28 protein-coding genes and 1 other RNA gene are annotated in these 25,207 nt (G+C 42.9%); 12 read left to right on the top strand and 17 right to left on the bottom strand.

Features of this window, described 5'->3' with window-relative positions; all coding sequences use genetic code 11:
- Positions 1–174: 174 nt before the first annotated feature.
- From AC3CIA_RS03275 to AC3CIA_RS03255, 5 genes are all read right to left on the bottom strand, one after another.
- Positions 175–1,737 (bottom strand): AbgT family transporter, encoded by a 1,563-nt coding sequence (locus tag AC3CIA_RS03275; RefSeq protein WP_065607463.1) that lies wholly within the window; start codon positions 1,735–1,737, stop codon positions 175–177.
- Between the two features lie 296 nt (positions 1,738–2,033).
- Positions 2,034–2,444 carry a type IV pilus modification PilV family protein gene (locus AC3CIA_RS03270; RefSeq protein WP_488518505.1) on the bottom strand — a complete coding sequence of 137 codons (411 nt, stop codon included), beginning with the start codon at positions 2,442–2,444 and terminating at the stop codon, positions 2,034–2,036.
- Positions 2,434–3,729 (bottom strand): hypothetical protein, encoded by a 1,296-nt coding sequence (locus AC3CIA_RS03265; protein WP_488518504.1) that lies wholly within the window; start codon positions 3,727–3,729, stop codon positions 2,434–2,436. Before AC3CIA_RS03265 ends, AC3CIA_RS03270 begins: the two co-directional genes overlap by 11 nt.
- Positions 3,726–4,328 (bottom strand): PilW family protein, encoded by a 603-nt coding sequence (locus AC3CIA_RS03260; RefSeq protein ID WP_017087725.1) that lies wholly within the window; start codon positions 4,326–4,328, stop codon positions 3,726–3,728. The genes AC3CIA_RS03265 and AC3CIA_RS03260 overlap by 4 nt, the downstream gene beginning before the upstream one ends.
- The gene (locus tag AC3CIA_RS03255; RefSeq protein ID WP_017095315.1) at positions 4,306–4,806 is read right to left on the bottom strand and encodes a GspH/FimT family pseudopilin; all 501 of its coding nucleotides are present in this window, start codon (positions 4,804–4,806) and stop codon (positions 4,306–4,308) included. The genes AC3CIA_RS03260 and AC3CIA_RS03255 overlap by 23 nt, the downstream gene beginning before the upstream one ends.
- A 102-nt stretch (positions 4,807–4,908) precedes the next feature.
- Between AC3CIA_RS03255 and AC3CIA_RS03250 the strand changes: the two genes are divergently transcribed.
- A complete protein-coding gene (locus tag AC3CIA_RS03250; RefSeq protein ID WP_065206899.1) occupies positions 4,909–5,340 on the top strand; it encodes a type IV pilin protein in 432 nt (143 codons plus the stop codon).
- Positions 5,341–5,468: 128 nt separating this feature from the next.
- Here the strand turns inward: AC3CIA_RS03250 and dnaJ are convergent, their stop codons facing one another.
- From dnaJ to grpE, 5 genes are all read right to left on the bottom strand, one after another.
- Positions 5,469–6,614 carry a molecular chaperone DnaJ gene (dnaJ, locus tag AC3CIA_RS03245; protein WP_004735166.1) on the bottom strand — a complete coding sequence of 382 codons (1,146 nt, stop codon included), beginning with the start codon at positions 6,612–6,614 and terminating at the stop codon, positions 5,469–5,471.
- 286 nt (positions 6,615–6,900) lie between these two features.
- A complete protein-coding gene (gene dnaK, locus AC3CIA_RS03240) occupies positions 6,901–8,814 on the bottom strand; it encodes a molecular chaperone DnaK (protein WP_114633039.1) in 1,914 nt (637 codons plus the stop codon).
- Positions 8,815–9,204: 390 nt separating this feature from the next.
- Positions 9,205–10,242 (bottom strand): polysaccharide lyase family 7 protein, encoded by a 1,038-nt coding sequence (locus AC3CIA_RS03235; RefSeq protein ID WP_017079897.1) that lies wholly within the window; start codon positions 10,240–10,242, stop codon positions 9,205–9,207.
- A 256-nt stretch (positions 10,243–10,498) separates the two neighbouring features.
- Positions 10,499–11,773 carry a dicarboxylate/amino acid:cation symporter gene (locus AC3CIA_RS03230; RefSeq protein WP_004735163.1) on the bottom strand — a complete coding sequence of 425 codons (1,275 nt, stop codon included), beginning with the start codon at positions 11,771–11,773 and terminating at the stop codon, positions 10,499–10,501.
- 392 nt (positions 11,774–12,165) lie between these two features.
- The gene (gene grpE / locus AC3CIA_RS03225; RefSeq protein ID WP_017059864.1) at positions 12,166–12,747 is read right to left on the bottom strand and encodes a nucleotide exchange factor GrpE; all 582 of its coding nucleotides are present in this window, start codon (positions 12,745–12,747) and stop codon (positions 12,166–12,168) included.
- 143 nt (positions 12,748–12,890) lie between these two features.
- Between grpE and nadK the strand changes: the two genes are divergently transcribed.
- The 3 genes from nadK to bamE all read left to right on the top strand — a co-directional run bounded on the left by nadK (position 12,891) and on the right by bamE (position 16,255).
- Positions 12,891–13,775, top strand: coding sequence for an NAD(+) kinase (gene nadK, locus AC3CIA_RS03220; RefSeq protein ID WP_017084432.1), 885 nt, complete (start codon positions 12,891–12,893; stop codon positions 13,773–13,775).
- A 288-nt stretch (positions 13,776–14,063) separates the two neighbouring features.
- A complete protein-coding gene (gene recN, locus AC3CIA_RS03215; RefSeq protein ID WP_372110598.1) occupies positions 14,064–15,728 on the top strand; it encodes a DNA repair protein RecN in 1,665 nt (554 codons plus the stop codon).
- 167 nt (positions 15,729–15,895) lie between these two features.
- Entirely contained in the window at positions 15,896–16,255 is a 360-nt protein-coding gene (gene bamE, locus AC3CIA_RS03210; RefSeq protein ID WP_004735159.1) for an outer membrane protein assembly factor BamE, read from the top strand.
- Between the two features lie 183 nt (positions 16,256–16,438).
- Here bamE and AC3CIA_RS03205 read toward each other — a convergent pair whose 3' ends face one another.
- Positions 16,439–16,750 (bottom strand): RnfH family protein, encoded by a 312-nt coding sequence (locus AC3CIA_RS03205; RefSeq protein WP_004735158.1) that lies wholly within the window; start codon positions 16,748–16,750, stop codon positions 16,439–16,441.
- A 3-nt stretch (positions 16,751–16,753) separates the two neighbouring features.
- Positions 16,754–17,182 (bottom strand): SRPBCC family protein, encoded by a 429-nt coding sequence (locus tag AC3CIA_RS03200; RefSeq protein WP_004735157.1) that lies wholly within the window; start codon positions 17,180–17,182, stop codon positions 16,754–16,756.
- A gap of 119 nt (positions 17,183–17,301) precedes the next feature.
- Here AC3CIA_RS03200 and smpB point away from each other — a divergent pair, with 119 nt between their 5' ends.
- Together smpB and ssrA are read left to right on the top strand one after the other, a co-directional pair.
- A complete protein-coding gene (gene smpB, locus AC3CIA_RS03195; protein ID WP_004735156.1) occupies positions 17,302–17,787 on the top strand; it encodes an SsrA-binding protein SmpB in 486 nt (161 codons plus the stop codon).
- A gap of 66 nt (positions 17,788–17,853) precedes the next feature.
- Positions 17,854–18,220: a transfer-messenger RNA gene (gene ssrA / locus AC3CIA_RS03190) on the top strand.
- 87 nt (positions 18,221–18,307) lie between these two features.
- On the opposite strand, the gene AC3CIA_RS03185 is transcribed toward ssrA, so the two are convergent.
- Together AC3CIA_RS03185 and AC3CIA_RS03180 are read right to left on the bottom strand one after the other, a co-directional pair.
- Complete coding sequence (locus AC3CIA_RS03185; RefSeq protein ID WP_261383280.1) at positions 18,308–18,571, bottom strand: M48 metallopeptidase family protein; 264 nt, start codon at positions 18,569–18,571, stop codon at positions 18,308–18,310.
- 40 nt (positions 18,572–18,611) lie between these two features.
- Entirely contained in the window at positions 18,612–18,800 is a 189-nt protein-coding gene (locus tag AC3CIA_RS03180; protein ID WP_488518871.1) for a YgjP-like metallopeptidase domain-containing protein, read from the bottom strand.
- 296 nt (positions 18,801–19,096) lie between these two features.
- On the opposite strand from AC3CIA_RS03180, the gene AC3CIA_RS03175 reads away from it, so the two are divergent.
- Genes AC3CIA_RS03175 through AC3CIA_RS03150 form a run of 6 tightly spaced genes read left to right on the top strand, consistent with a single transcriptional unit; the run spans position 19,097 to position 21,210 of the window.
- Positions 19,097–19,558 carry a hypothetical protein gene (locus tag AC3CIA_RS03175; RefSeq protein ID WP_146457563.1) on the top strand — a complete coding sequence of 154 codons (462 nt, stop codon included), beginning with the start codon at positions 19,097–19,099 and terminating at the stop codon, positions 19,556–19,558.
- The gene (locus AC3CIA_RS03170) at positions 19,548–19,880 is read left to right on the top strand and encodes a hypothetical protein (protein WP_054542203.1); all 333 of its coding nucleotides are present in this window, start codon (positions 19,548–19,550) and stop codon (positions 19,878–19,880) included. The genes AC3CIA_RS03175 and AC3CIA_RS03170 overlap by 11 nt, the downstream gene beginning before the upstream one ends.
- Positions 19,870–20,571, top strand: a complete 702-nt coding sequence (locus tag AC3CIA_RS03165; RefSeq protein WP_146457565.1) for a hypothetical protein — start codon at positions 19,870–19,872, stop codon at positions 20,569–20,571. Before AC3CIA_RS03170 ends, AC3CIA_RS03165 begins: the two co-directional genes overlap by 11 nt.
- Before the next feature lie 59 nt (positions 20,572–20,630).
- Complete coding sequence (locus AC3CIA_RS03160; RefSeq protein WP_146457567.1) at positions 20,631–20,912, top strand: ParE family toxin-like protein; 282 nt, start codon at positions 20,631–20,633, stop codon at positions 20,910–20,912.
- A gap of 15 nt (positions 20,913–20,927) precedes the next feature.
- Positions 20,928–21,071 carry a hypothetical protein gene (locus tag AC3CIA_RS03155; protein WP_017091462.1) on the top strand — a complete coding sequence of 48 codons (144 nt, stop codon included), beginning with the start codon at positions 20,928–20,930 and terminating at the stop codon, positions 21,069–21,071.
- Position 21,072: 1 nt separating this feature from the next.
- Positions 21,073–21,210, top strand: a complete 138-nt coding sequence (locus AC3CIA_RS03150) for a hypothetical protein (protein ID WP_171329480.1) — start codon at positions 21,073–21,075, stop codon at positions 21,208–21,210.
- A gap of 155 nt (positions 21,211–21,365) precedes the next feature.
- Here the strand turns inward: AC3CIA_RS03150 and AC3CIA_RS03145 are convergent, their stop codons facing one another.
- From AC3CIA_RS03145 to AC3CIA_RS03135, 3 genes are all read right to left on the bottom strand, one after another.
- Complete coding sequence (locus AC3CIA_RS03145; protein WP_488518503.1) at positions 21,366–23,246, bottom strand: ATP-dependent zinc protease family protein; 1,881 nt, start codon at positions 23,244–23,246, stop codon at positions 21,366–21,368.
- A gap of 306 nt (positions 23,247–23,552) precedes the next feature.
- The gene (locus AC3CIA_RS03140; protein WP_488518502.1) at positions 23,553–24,362 is read right to left on the bottom strand and encodes a M15 family metallopeptidase; all 810 of its coding nucleotides are present in this window, start codon (positions 24,360–24,362) and stop codon (positions 23,553–23,555) included.
- Between the two features lie 81 nt (positions 24,363–24,443).
- Positions 24,444–25,172, bottom strand: a complete 729-nt coding sequence (locus tag AC3CIA_RS03135; protein WP_146457572.1) for a DUF429 domain-containing protein — start codon at positions 25,170–25,172, stop codon at positions 24,444–24,446.
- Positions 25,173–25,207 lie beyond the last annotated feature (35 nt).

Here is a 25,207-nt window from a genome sequence, read left to right as displayed (position 1 = left end):
AGCTGAGTGCGTTTCTTTTGGATATAGAAAGTTTTGGATATAGAAAGTCTTGGCTATAAACATCTTGGATAAAAAAACGGAAAAAAATAACGAAAAAAAGCCCGCACATTTCGGTGCGGGCTTCGATGATTTTATCTTACTAACTTTTGCTTTTATTACTTAGCGTTACTTATCTTACATTGTGTAAGTGTAAGGAGCTTGGATACCTAGTGGGATACCAAGAGCCCAGTAAGCTAGCAAGAAGATTGACCAACCGATTAGCATAGCAATCGAGAATGGCATCATTAGAGAAGCTAGAGTACCGATACCTGTCGACTTAACGTAACGTTGACAGTAAACAACAACCAATGGGAAGAACACCATCAGTGGAGAGATGATGTTAGAAACTGAATCACCTACACGGTAAGCCGCTTGAGATAGCTCTGGAGAGATACCCACAACCATCAGCATAGGAACTAGGATAGGACCAATCAGTGCCCACTTAGCTGAAGCAGAACCTACAAGAAGGTTAACTGCAGCCGTTAGTAGAATCATACCAACAACCGTTGCTTCACCAGGAAGATCCATCGCTTTCAAGCCTTCAGCACCGTAAAGCGCCAGCATAGTACCGATGTTTGATTGAGCGAATGCAGAAAGGAACTGAGCACAGAAGAACGACATTACAATGTATGCGCCCATCGTTGCCATTGTCTCAGACATCGCTTTGATAACATCGTTGCTATTCTTAAATGTACCCGCTACACGGCCGTAGACGATACCCGGAATGATAAACAGGATGAAGATCAGAGGAACAATAGACTTCATTACTGGCGCTGAGAACGCTGTTAGCTCACCTTCAGGCGAACGAAGTGCTGAGTTTTCAGGAACTAAAGCTGCGATAAGCAGACCAATACCCGCAACCATTGCCCAACCAGCAAATTTGAATGCTTTAGATTCAATCGCCGTGAACGTACCTAGATCCGGTGCTTGTTCAGCATCTTCATCTACAGGTGTTTTTGCAAGACGAGGTTCAATGATCTTCTCTGTCACATACCAACCGATACCAACAATGAGAACTGAAGACAAACCAGTAAAGAAAATATTCGCTAGAGGGTTAACCACGTATGCAGGGTCAAGAACGTTTGCCGCTGTTTGAGTGAAGCCTGCTAGTAGCGGGTCAATACCTGAAGGAATGAAGTTCGCTGAGAAACCACCTGATACACCAGCAAACGCTGCTGCAATACCCGCTAGAGGGTGACGACCCGCTGCGTGGAAGATAATACCGCCAAGAGGGATTACTAGAACGTAACCTGCATCTGCTGCTGTGTGAGACACGATAGCAACAAGGATTAGCATTGGCGTTAATAGCTTAGCTGGCGTGAAGTTCAGCATCTTCTTAAGGCCAGTCGTAATGAAGCCTGAAGAGTCAGCAACGCCAACACCTAGCATAGCAACAAGTACGATGCCTAGCGGTGCGAAGCCTGTGAACGTGGTAACCATATTCGCTAGGAAGCTAGCAAGCGCTTCGCCAGTTAATAGGTTGTTTACTTCTAGAGCAGCACCCGTTTGAGGGTTGATTAGGTCGAATGAAAGATTCGATAAAAGTGCAGATGCTACCCATACGATAACTAGAGCCCAGAAGAACAGAATTGCAGGGTCTGGAATTTTGTTGCCGGCGCGTTCAATGAAGTTTAGAAAGCGGTCCATCCCACTGATCTTCTCAGTCGATGGTGCTTTTTTTACAGCTTGGTTACTCATTGTAACTCCATATGTGATGTTGTTTGTTTAGGCCTAATAAAAGTTTTGACCATGGCCTATTGGTACAGCACATATTCTATTAAAGTCGCTGTTAAAAAGCACAAGGTTCCACATCATTTTCCATAAATGGAGACATATTTTGCAAAAATACTGTACAACAGCAACAATATAAAAACACAAAAAACACCATTCCATATACAGAGTTTTAACTGGCACGTAAACAATGTCCGAGGAGTGAAAACTATCAGTAAAGAGGATGCTTAGGCCTTGGCATGCAGTAAACGTTTGCTTAGGGATCAGTCAAACTCACTGTATTTGGAAATCATAGTATGTAATTCGATAACTCGATTACTACCAAACCGGTCTTCCCATGAACTTGTTATCTGAACGGTCTTCAGCGATCCAGATAAACTATTCGTCACTGTCCAATCAAGTTGATATTTAACATGCGAGTGATCCATACCATCAACAATATCCGTAGCAAAATCCGCAGGCGTTATACTCGATAAAGCGGCAGATGCACCACGAGTTCTAAACCATTCCAGCTTATTTTCAGCCAAATGCAGAGCTTCTACACTATGAATAGCAAAGTCAGATTTTTGCTCAACATACGTTTGTAATTTAATTAGCCCTAGAGAACCAACACCGATCAACAAAAACGAAATAAGCACTTCGATTAGGCTAAAACCTTTCTGTTTACAAATCATTCCATGAACCTTTTTGCCATCTTGGTTTAGGTGAAAAGCCGAACTCATCAATGACATCTGAATTAAATGAAAAATTCAGAGAGTTATTAAATAGCGCCATTTGCCCTTCTGTATCAAAAAATTGCCCTCCTGTGAAACTGAATGCGCCCGCTTGCGCATAAGTTGCATGGTATGGCGTAAGAGTGCTTGATGAACCATACATAGTATTAATTAGGTCACTAAATACAGTATTTACAAAAGGTTTCACTTCCGTCATCGAGTCCCATTGGGAAGGTGTGGGAGAGTAAGTATTATTAAAATGAAAAAATACACCGCTAATATCGCCAGAGCCAGTGACCCCAAAAACACCGTCATGAACAAGTAAAAACAAATCTGTTCCCGGGTGTGCAGCCTGTAAGTTTACAATATTCGTCACATCAGCTGGCGCTAGTTGGCAAGAGCCATCAATCCAAACTTTATTGGGCTGTCCATTCACTATTGAATCAGAAAATTGGCTGTAGCAATCAACACTACTAGAGGGCATTGAAACTTTAATAAATTCGTTATCTACATCATCACGAACCTCTTGCCACTTACTTTTATCGACTCCGAAAAAATCTTTAAAAGGGTCAATAGTGTCATCTCGCTGAATATCTAACCCAACATTATGAGAACTTATCACTCCAAAGGAGTTCTCCCATATCCCTGATTTAGCGGCTGTCGATGTCTTATGAGAAGGCTTACAATCCTTAGTGGGGTCATGCCCAGATCCTGGAGATTCAATAGAACTACTTACGCCATGATTGGTAATACCAGTCGCAATAAACCTATATTTAACCACAGCCCCTATACACTCATAAGCATCAGCATCCGAGTCAAATTCACCAGGGTCTGGTGGTGAAAAAAGTGCTGAGCCAAAAGAAATAACATCAGAAGTCGACCTCATAGATCCATAACCACCTGAAGATGAGAATATTATTGTTTTATTAACACTGCTATGACCAACTTGAGAAAGCAAAATTTCAGGGTTTGTAAAGTCCGCATTTAAAGAGGAAAAACTATACGAGTTACAAACTGTCGCCAAATTATTGGGTATTGATTGCAATTTTTGATTCACAATGTAAGTAAACCCACACTCTAGACCACCTTCAGCCTCCCATTGCTGCTTACGTGCTTCGACTTCATTTTGAGATCTTTTTATTTGATAAAAAACTGAACGATAACTACCAAAAGTCAACATTAACGCCGTAACTAGTAATACACTTGTTGTAAGTAAAACAACCGCACCTTGTTGATTTTTATTCATCGCCAATTCCTATTTTTTACAATCACACTTGATGAATAATTAACGGACGTATCTCCTACTAATTCAGCAGAAATCGTAATAGTTGCCATGCCTGAACTAACACCTTGAGCTTCAATACTTGATTGATTGACATTGAAATCAATCACTCGTATTTGATTCGGCTCAAAAATTGAAGAACATCCACTAGTAGCCGCTGATACCGTTTTTACGATACTGGAGGGACTATCACAAACTTTGACTAAGCCGGAATCAAATACAAAAGCAACATTTCGAATCTCTGATTGATGAGCATATGCAAACGCGACAATTTTGGAGTCTGGCGAGATATATAAGGTATTTGTGGCTCCTGATAATTTTAGAGACACACCTGTCCCTCCATCGTAGCCTGCTCGCTGGATATCCTCTTTAAAGTATTGAAGAGTGCCTGAAACTTGTTGTAATAATAGTAATTCTTTACTTCTCTCGGATGCGATGTTTTGTCCCGATATAAATACCGACCCCACACTTCCAATAACTACAATTCCCAAAATAGAAGAGATCATTAATTCGACTAATGTTGCACCGAATTGCTGCCTCTTAAGTGCAGGTCTGATAACCATAAAAGTCTCCTCCCACACCACAGATTCTCATTCTTCCAGAAGTACTATATGTTATAAGCTTTAAAGGCTTAGAGTTCATATCAAATAAAAGATGCCCATCTTTAGCTTTACCGTTTACTCCACTAAATTTAATTTGTTCAGAACTGTAGTTAACGGTGAAATCTATGTTTCGAAATGAAACTCCTTCCATTGTAAGGATTGCGGTACCGGTATTCGGAACATCGAATTCAGTCAATTCAATTTTCCAATCACCGGTGTCATTTGAGTTACCATTCATTAGAAAATGAGCCCAAAGATCGGTATTTCTCATAACTGCCTCAGATTTCGCCTGCATCATAAAACCATTCAGCTCGGTAGCTAGCCGTTGCATTTTCACTGTTTCCGAGACCGAACTAAAACTTGGAGCGGCAACTGCCAATAATATAGAGAGCACTGATATGGTTATGAGTAGCTCTAAGAAGGTAAACCCGCGAGACATTTCCCAAATTCCTATGTAAACCGATACGTAACCGTATTTAATCTTGCAAGGATGCTACCACCGAAGAAAAATAGGCTGAATATAGAGAAGGAACTACTCGTGATGATTCGAAAAAATAAATGTAACAACAACAACTTAAGTAACAAAGGGATGACATTGATCGAACTATTGATCGCAGTGGCTCTTATTGGAGTGCTAACCGCTATTGCCTACCCAAGCTATACCGAGCATGTAATAAAATCCCATAGAACAGCAGCATTAGCTGATATGGCAAAAATACAACTCACGCTTGAGCAGTCTTACAATGGTGTATATAGCTGGGGAAGTATTGTTTCAGGAGGGGCTTGTACTATGTGTGAATCACCAAGTGATCGCTATGTATTTTCTGTCGCAAGTTCAAGCAGCATGGCATATATAATAACTGCCACGGCACAGTCAACTAAGGGGCAAAGTGGTGACTCTTGCTTAGGCACACCCAAAACAATGACGCTAAAATCTTCAGGTGAAGAATCCCCTGTAGATTGCTGGAACTAGTAGAAATTAATGCCCTTGGTTTGATTAAAGAATGACTAGGCATATACATGGCTGCATTTTTTAACTAAACGAGATGATCAAAAAAGCCTGCACACTGGCAGGCTTTAAGATTTTCAAATAACTATCAATTACTTAGTTAGGTCATCGAAGAAGTTTTTCACGCCGCTGAAGAAACCTTCAGACTTTGGCTTGTGCTTGCTTGCAGCTTCACCACAACATGTCTCTTCGAATTCACGCAGTAGTTCTTTCTGACGAGAGCTTAGCTTAACCGGTGTTTCAACCACTAGTTTAACGATTAGGTCACCTACACCGCCGCCACGAACGCCTTTCACGCCTTTGCCACGCATACGGAACATACGGCCCGTTTGTGTTTCTTCTGGCACTTTAAGGTTTACACGACCATCTAGTGTTGGAACTTCAACTTCACCACCTAAAGCTGCCATAGAGAAGCTTACTGGCACTTCACAGTAAAGGTTGTTGCCGTCACGCTCAAAGATGTTGTGCTCTTTTACGTGTACTTGTACGTACAAGTCGCCAGCTGGAGCGCCGTGCTCTCCTGCTTCGCCTTCGCCAGATAGACGAATGCGATCACCAGTATCAACACCTGCTGGGATCTTAACGTTAAGCGTTTTCGTCTTCTGTTTGCGACCTTGACCATGACATGAGTTACATGGGTCTTTGATGATCTTGCCTTTACCGTTACAAGTAGGACAAGTCTGTTGAACCGCAAAGAAACCTTGGCGCATTTGTACCTGGCCGTGGCCATGACAAGTACCACACGTTTGTGCAGAAGAACCCGCTTTCGCGCCGCTACCGTCACAAATATCACACTCTACAAGAGTTGGTACTTCGATTTCTTTAGATACACCACGAACGGCTTCTTCTAGAGAAAGCTCCATGTTGTAACGCAAATCAGAACCACGTTGTGCACGCGCTTGACCACCACCGCGACGACCGCCGCCAAAGATATCGCCAAACACATCACCGAAGATATCGCCGAAGTCACCTTGGCCACCGCCGCCGTAACCGCCGCCACCCATGCCACCTTGTTCAAAAGCTGCGTGGCCGTATTGGTCGTAAGCTGCTTTCTTTTGAGAATCGGTTAGGATCTCGTACGCTACTTTTACTTCTTTAAATTTGTCTGCTGCGCTGTCATCACCCTGATTACGGTCCGGGTGGAATTTCATCGCTAAGCGTTTGTACGCTTTTTTAATATCGCGCTCTGATGCATCGCGGCTTACGCCTAATACTTCGTAAAAATCACGTTTTGACATGTTCTAGGTCACCAAATAATTGCTACTACCGAATAATCACTTCAGTAGTCTATGTATCAATCTAGATAAAAGTTCTGCCGGCTGAAATGCCGAATAAAGCTATTATCTAGATCGACAAGTCTAAATACAAATTTACGGGCGTGAGAGTTACCTCTGACGCCCGTATTAATAAGTCTTTGAGACAATGAATTTCTAAGCAAGTAGCTTGAGTTCTAGGAGGAAGCGCGGAGCCTACGCTAGTAGGTGAGCACTTCCGACAACGAAATCAGGCTACTCTGCGACGAAATTATTTTTTATCGTCTTTAACTTCTTCAAACTCTGCGTCTACCACATCGTCGTCTTGCTTCGGTTGTTCACCAGCGTCAGCACCAGCTTGTTCAGCTTGAGCTTTCTGTTGAGCAATTTCCATTAGCTTTTGAGCTGCTTGCATAAGTTCTTGAACTTTAGCGTCGATAGCTTCTTTGTCGTCACCAGACTTAACTGATTCTAGAGCTTCGATAGCTGCTTCGATTTTAGCTTTCTCGTCTGCAGGTAGAGCTTCACCAGCTTCTTCTACTTGCTTCTTAGTGCCGTGAATCATTTGGTCAGCTTGGTTACGTGCAGTTACTAGCTCTTCGAACTTTTTATCAGCTTCTTTGTTAGCTTCTGCTTCTTGAACCATTGCTTCGATCTCTTCCTCAGACAAACCGCCTGATGCTTGGATAGTGATCTTCTGCTCTTTACCCGTTGCTTTATCTTTAGCAGATACGTTCAGGATACCATCAGCATCTAGGTCGAATGTTACTTCAACTTGTGGCATGCCACGTGGTGCTGGTTGGATACCTTCTAGGTTGAACTGACCAAGAGACTTGTTGTAAGTCGCTTGCTTACGTTCACCTTGAAGAACGTGGATAGTTACTGCGCTTTGGTTGTCTTCAGCTGTAGAGAACACTTGATCCGCTTTAGTAGGGATAGTTGTGTTTTTCTCGATAAGCTTAGTCATTACACCGCCCATCGTTTCGATACCGAAAGATAGAGGAGTAACGTCTAGAAGAAGAACGTCTTTAACTTCACCAGCTAGTACACCACCTTGAACAGCAGCACCCATTGCAACAGCTTCGTCAGGGTTCACGTCTTTACGTGGTTCTTTACCGAAGAACTCAGTTACTTTAGCTTGAACCATAGGCATACGAGTCTGACCACCAACTAGGATAACGTCAGTGATTTCGCCTACAGATAGGTCAGCATCTGCTAGAGCAACTTTTAGTGGCTCAAGAGAACGTTGAACTAGGTCTTCAACTAGAGACTCAAGCTTCGCACGAGTCACTTTGATGTTCATGTGCTTAGGACCAGTCGCATCAGCAGTAACGTAAGGTAGGTTTACGTCAGTTTGAGTAGTAGAAGAAAGCTCGATTTTCGCTTTTTCTGCTGCTTCTTTAACACGCTGCATTGCTAGTGGATCAGATTTAAGGTTGATACCTTGCTCTTTCTTGAACTCATCTACTAGGTAGTTGATCATGCGGTTATCGAAATCTTCACCACCAAGGTGAGTGTCACCGTTAGTTGAAAGAACTTCGAAAGTCTTCTCGCCTTCTACTTCATCGATCTCGATGATAGAGATATCGAATGTACCACCACCAAGGTCGTATACAGCGATAGTGCGATCACCACCTTGCTTGTCTAGGCCGTAAGCCAGAGCAGCAGCAGTTGGTTCGTTGATGATACGTTTAACATCTAGACCAGCGATACGGCCAGCATCTTTCGTTGCTTGACGTTGAGCATCGTTGAAGTAAGCAGGAACAGTAACAACTGCGCCAGTTACTTCTTCGCCTAGGAAGTCTTCAGCTGTTTTCTTCATTTTCTTAAGAACTTCAGCAGATACTTGAGGAGCAGCCATTTTTTGGCCTTGCGCTTCAACCCATGCATCACCGTTATCAGCTTTAACAATGTTAAAAGGCATGATTTCGATATCGCGTTGAACTTCTTCATCTTCAAAACGACGACCGATTAGACGCTTAATCGCGTATAGCGTGTTTTGAGGGTTAGTAACTGCTTGACGTTTCGCAGGTTGACCAACTAGCGTCTCGCCTTCAGTGTATGCGATTACCGATGCTGTTGTGCGTTCGCCTTCAGCATTTTCTAATACGCGTGGTTTGTCACCGTCAAGAACAGCAACACAAGAGTTAGTAGTACCTAAATCAATACCAATGATTCGACCCATCAGGCTTTCTCCGAATAAATTCTATTTAGTTTTTTGCTATACCCACTATGTGGGGGGTAGTAATCAGGGATTCAACCCTAATACACAAAATTTAAATGCAAATGTATTTTGCTTTCGTATGCACCATAGATAAGGGCTGCAAACTAATTTTCAAGGGAAATAGGTAAAAAAAATCTGTTTTTCCCTCTATCTTTCTACTTAAAGGTAAAAAGTGGCTTACCCCTTACTGCTTAAGGCTCGAAAGTTGACATATTCACGTGTTCATCTTCATAAATAAAATGTCTCCCTATTCTATCTCGCATAAAAAAAGACCTTCATATGGAAGGTCTTTTTTCAACTAACAGCGCGTCGAACCGTTATTGATTCGGCAATATTTTTGATTAGGCAATATTATTGATTAAGAACTAACTGGTAGAAGCTTGCTTGGGTGTAGTCACCCGCTTCCATACCACGCCACTCACAGGCGGAACTCGACTTCTTAGTATTACACTGGTTATACGCACCCGCTTTGAAGTACATCCAATCTTGACCATAGCCAAGATCGATATCGTGCCCCTGATATTTACCCTTTGCCAAGTCAACATCATACGTCTTCACAATAGGATCGGCTGAGTTTGGATTCTTCGTAAAGGTTAAGTGCATGATGTTATCTTTGATATTCACATCGTATGAGAATACTTCACCTAACTTGATACCATCAGTAGGATCCGAGCTGCCTTTTTTCAGATTGTATTGGCCAAATACATCATGGCGAATGTCTTTACGAAGCTTCTTACCATTTTCATCCTTCGCATTTTTCATCTCTGTTGGCGGATTTAATTCATAGTTCCACGTTAACGAACCATGCTCGTGCTCTGGCAATTTACGGTAAACAATTTTCAGAGGTTCATTATCCGAGCCGTGGATTTGACCAATAACCACAGAGAATGCACCAGTTTTCTTATAGTTACCGCTGGTACTCACCTGATCAACAGAAAGTGTTGCCGTCATCTGCCCACCGATAGAGCCAAACTCTTCCGCGTTCTTATGGCTTGAAATCGCGAAGTTGTTGCTCGGCGCAGAGTAGCTATCCGCTAGCATCGCTCTTAGCTCACTACGCGTGTTTTTACTGTTTGGCGTCGTTGGAGCTGTATTCGGAGCCACAAACACCATCGCACCAGATTCAGCATCCGTGTAGAACCATTTAGGGTGAACGTAAGGCGTGTCTACATTCGACAGTTCCTTTTTTCCAATCTCCAGCGTTTTACCTTTTCTAGACCCTTCAGTCGTCAGCTCCGGTAAGTTAATTTTCCATTTAGATAAATCGAAGTTTTGTGCTGGTGCTTTTGCAGGGTCAAGATTGAACTGTTGACCAATATCGTGATTAGAAGCAAGAGCGGGAGCGGCTAAAAGGCTGGCAGTCAATAGGCTAAGGTAAGACAGCTTCATTATTGGGTTTCCTTTATGTCGTCATAATGTAGGTTGCCAGAACAATAAAATAATATTGTATTATTATATGTGATCTATATTAAAGATTGAAAACTGATGGCCAATTCGGCACGAGTAAAAAGAAAAAATGAGACTTAACACCAATCAAAGATCTTTTTAGCTAAGTTATCAGATAGCCCAAAGCACTTATCATCAGAAACAAAAAAGCCCCGCTCTCATTGAGCGGGGCTTCTAATTATCTAATCTTAATTAAGAATTATGCTTCTGCTTTCTTTAGCTCAGCTTCTTCGTTAGCTTCAACGCCGATTTCGTTTTCAGATTTCGCTACGATAGTGTTAACCGCAGTATCACCAACAACGTTAGAAGAAGTACAGAACATGTCACAGATACGGTCAACAGCAGCAACAATCGCTAGACCTTCTGGTGGCAAACCTAGTTGGTGCAATAGAACACCGACCATAACCACACCACCACCAGGAACACCACCAGCACCGATAGACAGTAGCAAGATAGTTAGACCTAGAGTAAAGATATCAGCAGTGTTGATTGGCTGACCGAATGCGTTTGCTACGAACATAGTTGCTAGTGCGATGTAGATAGATACACCAGACATGTTCATTGTTGCACCTAGTGGTACACCGAAACCTGCCACTGACTTAGATACGTTCAGTTTGTCCGTCAGAGTACGCATTGTTACTGGAATCGTCGCGTTCGAACTTGCAGTCGATAGTGAGAAAAGGATTTGCTCACGAGTTGCACGTAGGAACTGCTTTGGAGAAATACCAGTGAATGAACCAACCATCATTGGGTAGAAGAAGAAGATCCAGAACACAAGCATCGCTACAACAAGCGCTACATAGCCAGCAACTGACATTAGCGTGTTTGCATCAAGTGTTGCACCCAGTTGAATCATCAGAGCAAATACACCGTATGGCGCAAGGCTCATTACTAGGCCGATAAGCTTCATCATGATCTCGTTAGCCATCTTGAATGTCTTGATAGCTGGGCCACCACGAGAATCAAGAGCTTGGATAGCAAGACCAGTCAGAATAGCCATGAAGATGATTTGTAGCATGTCTCCACTTGCAAATGCTTCTACAGGGTTGCTAGGAACGATATTAACAACAAGAGAGAAGATATCTGGCGTTTCAGTTGTTGTAAGCGCAATTGTCTCAGAAACTGTACCCGCTAGATTCGCACCAGCACCCGGTTGGAAAATAAGACCAATCGTTAGCGCTGCAGAAATCGCGATGATGGTGTTAATAATGTAAAGACCAAAGGTTTTACCACCAAGACGACCGAATGAACGAATATCTTTTAGCTCAACGATACCGCAAACAATAGATACGTATACAAGAGGTACTACAAGCAACTTGATAAGTGATACGAACATACCACCAGCACCTTCAGCAGCGCCGAGTAGGTACGTATCAAAAATAGCAATGCCGCTGAATAGGTACTGAATAGCAGTACCAATAATAAGGCCGGCAAACAAGCCTACAAAAATCTTACTTGAGAGCGATTTGTCCATCGTTCTTCTCCAGTTTGTTGTGTTTAAAAATTGTACTTTTATAGTTATATATGCGACCCAAATCGCTATATTGCAGTGGATTTTACATACAAAGGTAACAATTAAAAGCATTTATTTACAAAAACATTACAAGTGTGACATCAAAACATTTCTTCATTAACAACCAGTTTCATAATATAAAACTCTAAATCACTGTTCTGGATAAAATAAAAAGAACGGCATTCTTAATGCGATTTTGGTGACTATTCACGTGGACTCTCAAGTTACAGGCATAAAAAAAGAGAGGCATATGCCTCTCTTTTCATTTCACGTTAACCAGTGAATTGTTTTGTCGCCGCTATTGTCTTACTTCGCAACTGCAATAATCAACTGCTTAGCAAGCGGCTACTCAATTACTTAGCAACCATTACCATTGCAGGGCGAATAACACGGCCGTTAAGCTCGTAGCCTTTCTGCATAACAAACATCACAGTGTTTGACTCGTGGTCTGGGCTTTCTTGAATCGACATTGCTTGGTGGAATTCAGGGTTGAATGCTTCACCTTCAGGGTTGATCTCTGTAAGACCAAATTTAGCCACTGTATCTACGAACGTTTTGTGAGTTAGCTCAACACCTTCAAGAATCGGCTTAACCGCTTCGTTCTCAGCATCTGCAGCTTGTACTGCACGCTCTAGGTTATCGATAACAGGTAGTAGGCCTTCAGCGAATTTGTTTAGCGCGTATTTACGTGCTTTATCCACTTCTTGCTCAGTACGACGACGCATATTCTCAACTTCAGCCTTTGCGCGAAGAACAGAATCTTGCTGCTCTTTCACTTTAGACTCACTAGAAAGCAGTGCGGCTTCTAGTTGAGCAATTTTTGATTCCTGCTCATCAGCCGCGTCTTCATTCAGTTCAGCTTCTTCAACTTTCTCAGCTTCAGCAATGATCTGATCTAGCTCTTCTTCGGTTACTTTGTTTTCTTCGTTGCTCATGATATCTCCAGAATTCGTTTTCAATGCCAGTGACAGGCGTGTTTGCGCCTCAAATTGATATAAAACACTCGCATAGACGTTCAACTTGCCTTTATTATGGGGATGAAGAATTTTGATTCAAGCCTAATTCGTTTGGAAACGTTATGAAAAAGCCATTTGAAGTCATCGCAATTATTGGTAAACCTCGAGATCAGCAAGCAATTCAGACTCATAGAGAGCTCTATCAGTGGTTAAGTACTGAGGGTTATCAAGTGTTTGTTGATGATAGGCTCTCCAGCATTTTGGACGATATCCCACAAGAACATTTTTCTAGCCTGATTGAATTAGGTAAACGTGCCGATCTCGCGATTGTAGTGGGTGGTGATGGAAATATGCTCGGTGCCGCTCGTATTTTGTCGCGTTTCGACATTTCAGTCATCGGTGTTAACCGAGGCAATTTAGGTTTTCTGACAGACCTGAACCCTGAAAACTTCCAAACCTCACTCACCGATGTACTTAAAGGTGAGTTTATGGAAGAAGAGCGATTCCTACTCGAAACAGAGATACATCGTCACGGCCAAATAAAAAGCCACAACGCGGCACTCAATGAAGCCGTACTTCACCCAGGTCAAGTCGCGCACATGATCGAGTTTGAGGTGTATATCGATAACAGCTTCGCCTTCTCACAGCGTTCTGATGGCTTGATCGTCTCAACACCGACAGGTTCTACCGCTTATTCGCTTTCTGGCGGCGGCCCTATCCTGTCATCAAGCCTAAATGCTATCTCACTAGTGCCAATGTTCCCGCACACCCTTTCAAGCCGCCCACTGGTGGTGGATGGCAAGCGTCGAATCAAGCTTATCGTATCGCCTGATAACCGCGGTACACAGGAAGTCAGCTGCGATGGCCAAATCTCGCTACCGGTTTCTCCTGGCGATGAGATCCACATTTACCAAAGCCCGAATGTACTTAAGTTGATCCACCCTAAAGACTACAACTACTACCATGTTCTACGTAACAAACTAGGCTGGTCGAGTAAGCTGTTCTAAACAAACGACTCTAGTAATAACCGAAATTTGAAAGGCTGACGACATGCGTCAGCCTTTTTTATTGCTAGTAAAAAGCCCGCCATCTCTCTTCGTCTCAATGATTCACATCGTCATTCCCAAGAGAGAGGAACGACTGAGTTAGGAATCTATAGCGGTTTCAGTGATCTACGAACAACCTCAATTCTGATAACGGTCACAAAAAATTTTCACCTGTCGACTTTACTGTATAAAGAAACAGTATATACTGAGCTTATATACAGTATTGTTCAGTTATACAGGTAAATAAAAATGCTGGCTCATCTAAGTGTTAATAATTTCGCTATTGTTAAGTCTTTACAGCTAGAACTCTCTAAAGGCATGACAACAATCACCGGTGAAACGGGTGCAGGTAAATCTATCGCTATCGATGCTTTAGGCTTATGTCTTGGGGGAAGATCAGATGCGGGAATGGTTCGACAAGGTGAAGAAAAAACCGAAGTCAGTGCCGCTTTTTTACTTGAGAACAATCTGCATGCTACCCGCTGGTTAGAAGACAACGAACTGCTTGATGGCAGTGAGTGCATCCTGCGCAGAACCATCTCAAAAGAAGGTCGTTCTCGTGCGTTCATCAACGGCAGTCCTGTTCCTCTTTCACAGTTAAAATCGCTTGGGCAGCTGTTGATCAACATTCATGGTCAACACGCGCACCATCAGTTGATGAAAAGCGATTACCAAATGGCCATGCTTGATCAATACGCAGGTCACTTGAACCTATTGAAGTCGACACGTAACGCCTACCAATCATGGCGACAAGCCGATAACCACTTAAAAGAGTTACGTGAAAATAGCCAGCAAAACCAAGCTCAAAAACAACTTCTTGAATACCAAATCAAAGAGTTAAATGAGCTGTCTATTGGGGAGGAAGAATATGAAGACCTCGAACAAGAGCATAAGCGCCTCTCCAATAGCGGAGAATTGGCCACAACCTGTCAGCAAGCTATCGAGCTTATTTATGAAGGCGAAGAAGTTAATGCGCTTGGTATTCTGCAATCGGCCAATCACTCCTTAATTCAGTTAGCGGAGCTAGATGAAAGATTGGCTGAATTACCTAATTTACTTTCTGAAGCCATTATTCAGATTGAAGAAACCAACAACGAGTTAAGAACATACCTAGACAGCATTGATGTTGATCCCGGTCGTATGGCTTACGTTGAGGAACGCTTCTCTAAAGTGATGTCGATGTCTCGTAAGCACCACGTGTTACCAGAAGAGCTTTACAAGCACCATCAAGACTTATTACAACAGGTTGAAGCACTTGATTGCTCGGATGAAAAACTCGAAGAATTAGCAAACGAGGTAGAAAACCAATACCAGTCGTTCGTGGCTAAATCAGAGAAGCTTCATAAATCTCGAACTCGTTACGCAAAAGAACTCAACAAGCTGATCACGCAAAGCATGCACGAACTGAGCATGGAAAAAGCGCAGTTTGCCATTGAAGTGAACAACACCAACACACACCCTTCTCCATTGGGTATGGATAACGTGACCTTCATTGTTTCGACCAACCCAGGCCAACCAATGCAGCCAATAGCTAAAGTGGCCTCTGGTGGTGAGTTATCACGAATCTCATTGGCGATTCAGGTGATCACAGCGCAAAAAGTCGATACACCAAGCCTGATTTTCGATGAAGTCGATGTGGGTATCAGTGGACCAACCGCTGCGGTTGTCGGAAAAATGCTACGTAAGCTGGGCGAATCTACGCAGGTGATGTGTGTGACTCACTTACCTCAAGTTGCCGGTTGCGGTCACCAACAGCTGTTTGTTGCGAAGAACACGAAATCAGGTAAAACCGAGACTCAAATGCACACGCTTGATGAACAACAACGCGTTTCAGAGCTTGCTCGACTGCTTGGTGGCAGCCAAATTACCGAATCGACACTTGCCAATGCAAAAGAGTTATTAATCGCAGCTTAGGTTACATATTTGGCAACTTTCTGATAATTTACCGAAAATTCTTGGCAATTTTGCAACTTAATTCAAAATTGCCAGTCATAACAAGCTCAAAGCGCAAGGAGCTTTTTACTTCTTGCTGGAGCTTGTTTATTATCAGGCAGTATTTTAGCGAAGAAAGATCTCAAACTATGCGAATTAAAAAGTGGTTAGTTGCAGTTCCACTTGCACTAACAATGTTGACCGGTTGCTCTCTACTAGAGAAGTTGGTTTATCGAATTGACATCAATCAGGGTAACTATGTTGAACAAGAAGCTGTCGATCAGCTCAAGTTTGGCATGACAAAAACACAAGTTCGTTACGTTATGGGCTCACCAATGCTTATCGAAAACGGCTACCCAGATACGTGGTATTACATTTACCACCACCAAAAAGGCCATGAAGACCCTATTCAGAAAAACCTAGTCGTTAACTTTGATGCCACAGGTACTCTAGTAACGATCAACGGTGATTTTGAAGCCAGTGATGAGTTCTTCGAAAGCCTTCGCTAGCTTTCAACCAACGAAGCTTTCCCGTCGACAAAGCTATCGGTCGACAAAGCAATAATCGCAAAAGCCTGCTCATATGAGCAGGCTTTTTAATATCAGCTAACAAATTAGCTGCGTGTCTAACCAACAGGCACAAAAAAGCTCGCCAACATAGCGAGCTCTCTTCTTAGTCAAACTTGTTTAGCACTACGATTTAGCTGCGGCCGCTTTCGCTTGTTCAGCACGCTTACGACGAATCTCTTTTGGATCAGCCAATAGCGCACGGTAGATTTCGATACGATCTTTATCGCGAACCGTCGCATCTAGCTTAACGTTACGGCTAAACACACCAACCTTGTTTTTCGCTAAGTCGATCTCTGGATACAATTCCAAAACACCAGACTGTGCGATGATCTCTTCAACGGTCGCGTTCTTGTTCACCACCAAGGTAAACACACGCTGCTCGTGCGGAAGCGCAAACACAACCTCTACATGGATCATATCCGATTCAATAGTCATGGCTTAATAAACCTGTTTCGCGCGTTGAGTAAAAGCACTGACCATATTGCTCGTCAGCTCATTGAAAACCTTACCAAATGCCATTTCGATCATTCGGCTAGAGAATTCAAACTCTAACTTAAGCTCAACCTTACACGCTTGCTCATCGAGCGGAGTAAAGTACCAACCACCCTGCAGCTTTTTGAATGGGCCGTCCACCAGCTCCATCAAGATCTCAGCACCATCCGCTAAGCGGTTCGATGTGGTAAATGTTTTGCTGATACCAGCTTTAGAGACATCAACCGAAGCCACCATAGTTGAATCTGAAGATTCGATCACACGTGAACCAGAACACCCTGGCAAAAACTCGTGATAACGAGCAACATCATTGACCAAGCTGAACATCTGGTCGGCACTAAACGACACTAATGCTGAACGAGTAACCTTTGGCATATAGACTCCTGTTAAAGACAGCGTTACATTAACACAAACTGCAATTTTAATTGTATTGGGCCAGAGCGCAAATAAAAAGGATTCCCCAACTAGGGTGCAATCCGTATAATGAGGCCATTATGGCAAAGAATAAATCAAAATCAAAAGCCGGTAGCAATACCATTGCGCTTAATAAGAAAGCTCGCCACGAATATTTCATCGATGATGAGATAGAAGCGGGGCTTGAGCTACAAGGCTGGGAAGTAAAATCCCTACGTGAAGGCAAAACCAATATCGCAGAAAGCTACGTCTACATCCGAGACGGCGAAGCATTCATCAGTGGTATGACGATTACTCCGCTAACTCAAGCGAGCACTCATATCGTGGCGAACCCAACACGTATCCGTAAACTACTTATGTCGAGAAAAGAGCTCGACAACCTTATCGGTCGTATTAACCGTGAAGGCATGACACTTGTCGCAACCGCACTTTACTGGTCTCGCTCTTGGGCGAAGATTAAAGTTGGCGTAGCGAAAGGTAAAAAGCTGCACGATAAACGTACTGATATGAAAGAAAAAGATTGGGCGAGAGATAAAGCACGAATTATGAAGAGTAATTTGCGTTAATTTTAAGCACTTAAACGCACAGTGCTAGACAGGCAAAGCTTTTCTGGTACTATGCAAATAACACTTGGGGCTGATTTAGGATTCGACAGGAATTTTGAAGTCTGAGGTGCATGCCGTGGGGCGGTTGGCCACGTTAAAAGCCGCAAAAAAATAGTCGCAAACGACGAAAACTACGCACTAGCAGCTTAATAACCTGCTCAGAGCTCTCTTACCCTAGCTTCCGCTCGTAAGACGGGGACCAATAAGAGATCAAACCCAAACTAGCTAGCGCGGATTCTCCCACCTGAGAGGAAAAGCGCGAATAACAATTCAGGTTAGCCTTTAACTAGCGTGTCGGTTCGCAGGTTGCTGGTGAAATTAAAGATCGACTAAGCATGTAGTACCAATGATGAATGATTTTTGGACGCGGGTTCAACTCCCGCCAGCTCCACCAAACGTTTGGAAAGGGCCAACTCGAAAGAGTTGGCCCTTTTTTTATGTCTCATTTGAGGATGTCTTTTTACATTAGTGAACGTACGCACTATATGATTAGATTTAGTGCATTTCCTCTAAGCCACTCTTTATGCTCTTTATAGTCGGGCATGACTCGTTCAACTTCTTTCCAGAACTGTGGCGAATGGTCATGGTGGATTAGATGACAAAGCTCATGCACCACTACGTAATCAACAACCCTGTTGGGAGCCATGACAATCACCCAGTTAAATTCTAAATCACCGTAAGGGGTACAACTGCCCCATCTACTCTTAAACTCTTTAGTACGAACAACTCCCGTTTCAACGCCCACCAACGATTCGTAACGCCTTACCTTCTCTCGAATCTTCTTATCAGCATGGCTGCTTATACCAATTCGTTAAAGCTCGGCGAATATAGTGCGTTTGTGTGGATGGGTCGGTAACGGTGACCGTAATACGTCCATTAAGTAGTTTTGTAGGCTTTAAGTCGCCTTTAAGCTCTTTTAAGCGATAATTCCGCCCTAAGTATGGCAATGACTCACCTGACACATACTCTCGCATTGTCGTAGGGCTGGTGGGGCAATGAAAGAGTGCAAACACAACAAATCATCGATGCAATCCATGATTTGCATAACATTTCATATTAATATCTATTTTTTATGCAATTAAACACCCGTGATGTATGTAAAATATCTATTACGTAAACAAATCATGAGCAGAGCACTATCAACAACGATACCCCGAAGCCCAAATTGGCTACGCCCTCTTTAAAACACTATTTACAGCAGGCTGATTGGACATTAAGTCGCTTGCTAGGATTTATTTTAAAAGCGTTAATTTACATTTTCCTCGTCAGTATGAGTATTGCAGTCATCAGTTTTGAATTACTCAATATTTTTGAATATCAAGATGGATTCTCTGATGTATCAACCATCGAGATTATCTTTTTTATCTCATTTCTTGTGTTGCTAAAACGCTATTGGGTATATACAAAACAAACCTCACTTCGCTGGTGGCATATCATTAGCACCCCGTTTTTATGGCACGGAAAATTCGTTACGGCTGCGTTACTTTGTGCCAGTACGATTGTTTTTATTGACCTATTCGAAGGTACCGAGCACTTTAAAAACCTGTTATTGCTAGAGCAAAGTTACGACCAAATCTTTTCTTTCAGCATTATATTACTGTGCTTGTATATTGCAGTTCCAAGCCAGGATCTGATTCTAAACCCAGGCTCAGACACCCCATTAGAAACCCCAAATAACGACAACGATACTAAACAAGCACAAACGGACGCTGAGGTAACAAATGCTCAATAAAAAACACGCCATGCTTGCTATTGCACTAGCGATCTTACCAATGGTTTCCAATGCTAAAAAACTCTCTCTGGTCGATAGCTGTGTTGAACTTATCAATATTTATGACTCCAAAAGTTCGAAACGATTGTTAGCGGCACAAACCACATCGCTATCAGAAAGTTTACGTGCAGGATACTGCTTGGGAGTGATTGACCAATATGAAAAGTCCGAATATGGCTGCCGTTCAGATTGGTATGAGCGAGCACAGTTTATTGCACGCGAGTCATTAAAAGATAAGCCGTTGCCAGAGCGAAAACTATTGGAGCTATCGTGTGAAATCTAACGATAGCTACACCTCAACCGATAGCTACATCTCAACGCCTGATGCAATTAAGAAGCTATTTAACATAAAGTTAGCCGAACATAAATCATTCAAAGATTTGGTGTACCCACTAGTAAGAAGCAAAGGTTTCTTTGAGGTTAAAAAAGAGCCTATGGCGCTGGGCTCAACAAAGAACAACTTGCTCATTGCAAGTAATAGCCTAACCAAACTCCATAATGCCGTTTTGCTACAAGGGTTCTTTGCTGATAGTAAACGAGTCAAAGAGATCTTTTCTCATTCTAAAAAACGCATAGAAGCGGCGGACTTTTTAGAAACAGTCGTCATGGGTAGACAATCTATTCTCGCAGTTGGCATTCAAACGACTGCGCTGTCAGAGCTGATCGTAAAATTAAAATCAGAACACATCGACCTGAGTAAGGAAAAGTTACCAAAACCTTTTCAAGAGTTACCGCAACTTTCTCTCAATGGCGTAACCAGTGTAATGCAGGCTCTATTGGCTCAAAGCGCCTTGCTGACACAAGGTGAATCAATGATCATGCACTTTTTCAATCAGGATATAGAAAAAGCCTACCTTGCAGCATGCTCTCTAGGAAATACAACTCCTGCGCTGGCTCAATACCAAACCCTTATCAAGCAGAAATACCTCGAAGCCGTCGAGTTCGATGACCTATTAAATAATTTATTAAATTAGTTGTTGCGAGTGCAGTGCACTCAATCATTCTTGCTATCAGTTCATCAGGGAGAGCAAGAATGACTTCAACTAAACAGCTTATTGATACATTCCAGTCTCAACTTCCTTCATGCTATGCAGAGCGAGCTTTCAGTATTGAAGCCCAACTCAGAGCAGGAGCTTTATACCCAAACTTAGGGGGTAAGAAGATCCGCTCTTGTCCGACCTATATTAGGTTTAAGTTGGGTAGAGGGTTCCGGTTTGTTTGGCGTGTTGCTCCTAATGGGCTTTATCCCAAAGCAATCACAACTAGGCAAGGATTTGAGCGAATCATTAAACAAATCCGCAAGGCTAGTTATTAAACAAGGAAATTGATAATGGCTAAGAAAATCACACCAGCAGACAATGCAGCAAACATCCCGAATTCTAACAAGGGAACAAGCGGCACTAACCGTCAGCATGACCAGAATCAAGGTAACCGTGGCAAACAAATAAACCCGAACCAACAAGGGAAGAAATAGTATGCCGGACTCAAGTGACATGTCTCAAGATGAGCTAGACGTTTGGTCAGACATTAACAACCCAAACAACGATGCTGATATGGATGATTGGTCTGATACACATAACCCAAATAATGATGATTATTTAGGTGATGACTAAGTAATAAGCGGCTCTCTAAGGAGCCGCTTTTTTTAACTTGTTCACAAGGCATTAATGGTTAGCCGTTTAGGCTCTTAATAAAAACCACACATCCCAATACTGAAATGTGTGGCTGTTTAGAACTGTTCTATTACGCACTTAGATAAGTTTAGAGGTTAATCCATCTCGCCCAGCAAGTAATCTTCATCGCTACTTACTACCGCGCCGTGCTTCAAGAAGTTCTTACCTAGGATCATGCTGTATTCAAAACGAGAGCGATCTTGAAGGTTTACTCTCACCTCTTTCTCTAGATCACCCAACTTAACCTTCATTTCAACGACAGGACGAATGTTCACCTTCTCGCCTTTCTTAGCTTTGATGCGCATTACATCAATCACTGGCTTAGTGAAATCTTGCTTATCGCCTTGATTGTTTTGATAGGTAAAGCTCACCATGTCTTGGCCGTCTTTCTTAAACCGTTTGATGTTGACTCCGTTCATTGAGCTTACATCAGCACCTGTGTCTAACTTGGCCGGGAACTTCATGCCGTTCACTTCAACAACTTCGATGTGCCCTACTTTAAACAGCGGCTCAGCTTTCAAAAGGTAGTCAGATCGAGTGTTCACATACACCCCATCTTTTGCCATCTTCTTGCCTAAAATAAAGTACGCTTCTTTCTCATTTGTATTGAGCACGTCGATGGCAAACTCTTGCGTACGAACGTTTCCAGAGACCGCAAACTCACCACTAACGACCGGACGAGTGTCATCACCGACTTTAAGCTTCTTAATAATTGGCTTTGTTATCTTCTGCTTCTCACCATTTACATCTGTAAGATAAAATTCAACAGAAGCATCTTTGCCTTTACCTGTCATTTCAAAACTGTCGACCTTCAACAAAGGCGTGTTGACAGTAAATGAGGCAACGGCCTTGAGAGGGAAGTCATCAAGGGTGATGTCCTCTTCTGGAGAAATAACCAAAGGTTCACTCTTTTTAGCGACATCACTAAAGCTTTCTGAACCTTCAGAAAGAATATTTTCTGCATTGGTATCAATCATGAAAAGTTCACTGGCGGTACTGGTACCAAATCTCAACTGCGACTCACTACTCGAGCGCTCACGTAGGTACACCAGAACGTCTTTAGTTGTGTTTTCATCGAGTTGAACCGGCACATACACCAAAGGTCTTTTCTTACCACTCACGCTTAACATACGAACTAATGGCAGTGTCATCTCTTTCTGCTTGCCATCGTTATCGAACATATCAAACGTCACTTCACTGTTCTTCTTATCTACATCGATGTCTTTTGCATGAAGGATGCTGTAGCGATTTTTTAATGAGAAGGTCGCGTTCATCGCCATTCCCGAGATAGACACTACCTCTTTTCGACCTACTACTGTCGCGTTTTCCTGCTCTTGCAAGTAGTCATAGCCCGCAAACACTAAAGCGTTGTCAGCAAGGAAGGTTTTACCAATCAGCACTGGCGCTGAAAAATGGCTTCTGTCGGTCAGGTTAACATCGGTTTTTAGCTCTTGGTCTGCAATGGTGAGCGACATTTTTACGGTAGGACGAAGCAAAGGCGTGCTGCTAGTGCGGCTGCGTATCATACTGACACGCTCTAAAGGCGCTTCGATTAATACCATGTCTCCCGTACGCGGGTTTTGAACCTTAAAAGACACCACAGCTTCATATTTCGCAAAGGTACTGCCATTCCAATCATCGTAATCAACATCGGAATTGTTCAACAGGTCTTCGGTTAATGCCGCCATCAGCTCTTTGTCTTTAAGATTCTTGTAATCGGCATTCGTACTCTTCACATGAATGTCTTCAGCGTGCATAGAGGTGGTTTCTGCACCAGTATCGATTTTACCAATGAAAGGAACGTCTTTTAGCCCTTGAACGCTAGATAGGTACACGCTCTCAGTACGGCCTAATACCGCCTTACCATCGAGTTCGTAAGTAGGGTTTTGCGTGGTAGGTGAAGTATCAGTAGCCAAAGCATATTGTGAAAAAAGTAGCGTACTTAGAAGAGTTAGAGCCAAAGGTATCTTTTTCATTAGTTGGTCCGTTGTGATCAGTTCACTAATAATACTGGCGTTTCGGCGAAGAGTTCCCCTACCAGTACAGGTTCTCACATAACGTTAACGCTATGAGTTTTTCAATGACAAACCGATGACTTTGCGCTGCATTCGCTTATCGATTATTGACTAATGGATACCCAATAACCTTTTCAATGCTCGGTGTTCTATTGAAGAAATGAATACAAAAAAAAGCCAACGACGAGCGCTGACCTTAGCTATTCAAAACACACCTGAAGCGAGTTTAACTTGCTAAAACACAAACGGTTCTAGATAAACATAGCACTAAAAAGTCCCGACTGTTTTCTTTGCACAGATAGCCCGAGCTTTTTCTGCGTCCTCACCTTTATTTTTGAGATAGCATTGTCGATAAGATTCGACGTAACGCTCAAATAACACCTTGGCTTCAGGTTGTGGTTTAGAAAGCAGCTGGTTAACGAATTTTCTTGAGCCGACCTCAAAATGTTGAGTATCGATGGGGCTATTCCAATCCCCTCCCCAGATCATAAATCCGTGATGGGCAAAAAGCTCAACCACATCTTCTGCCATGCCACTGCGTTCAATTTCATCACGCGCGCGAAAACGAGTACGATTCACATAGCGAGTCGCAGATTGTGAAGGCTTTACCGTGATTCGTCCGTTGCTATCGAACTCTAAGAAAGGGTTTTGAACTGGGTTGATGTCGATTGCCACACCATAGGCATGTTTCGACCAACCTCCTCCGCCAGTAATAGGACGAGCGTTAAACGCACTGCTGTTGTTCGCGTCCATTGAGGCGTTATCGTCACCTCTGAATTCACGCATTAAGCGAGCAGAATGAAGAGGAAAATTGCGCTGTTTAAGCTCTGAAAAGATTTGTTCAACAGCAAGTGCAACCACATCAAGCACGATCATATTGCCCTGTTGCGTTTCCCCTTTGAAATTAATGAAGTCGAAATCCACTTTGGATAGTCGCTCACAACCAACAGGCGCACCACTACTCAAGACATTGTTCTTTTTCATCATGTCGCATTGCCATTGAGATATAGGGGCAACTTGGGCATAACTCGCAGCACTGAGCACAGTGGCCAGCCAGCCGACAATAAAACGTTTCATATCAAAGACTCAAAAATAGTAAGAGTGAAAAGTAGCAGAGTTGGAAAATAACATATTAAGCCAAGTGGAGCGCACGCTTTGTTAGCGCGTTTTGTCCCAATAGACAATCTCTCGAACTCGTCCGTTCTGATCGACATCCGCTTCTCCACCAACATCAGAAGGCTCTGGTAAGGTCGATAATTGCGGAGCGTAATAGGCAACCAACATAAGTACAAAAGCATCGTAAATATCGTCTATCGCGACGTCTTTACGCTTGGTGTTTGAAATGGCCAACGACAAGCCGTCACACCATTGAGGGGCGAGTTGCTGAATAATAGAAAGCCGTTCTTCTTTGCCTTCTTTTGTTCGTTTAGAAAAGGTCAACGGTTCGCCTTTCAAAGCTGCAAACACCACCTCCGGGTGAGATTCTCTGATCGATAAATTTGGGAGCTCATCGATGAGTTTATCCAACTCTCGAATTTTAGGAACAATCCCCCAAGTTTGCTTAGAGAACTTCTTACCAAGCTGCTGCACATTGGCATTACACGCCGCAATGTAATCAGTTTGGTAAACCGCCTCTCGGCACGGCACCGGAAACACCGAAGAACCACGCTTGCTGGTTAGAAAACGTCTTGCCGCTTTATCGCATAATCTATCTGGAGTAAGCGAATCGCTAAAGCCAATCGGCATATCGATTAACGTTGTTGCTCCCATAAGATCATCGACCAACTCATCGAGCCTGTTTACCACTTTGAACGTAGGTGGCTCATTGCCTGAGACAATCCAAGCGATCCACCCCGCCTTGCAACCATCAATTCCGATGTATTTCATTATGTTCTCGATGATTAATTTGTTGAGGGCTATTT

It is taken from the genome of Vibrio sp. QJM3NY_27 (assembly GCF_057785955.1).
This window is presented reverse-complemented; position numbering and strand designations above follow the sequence as displayed.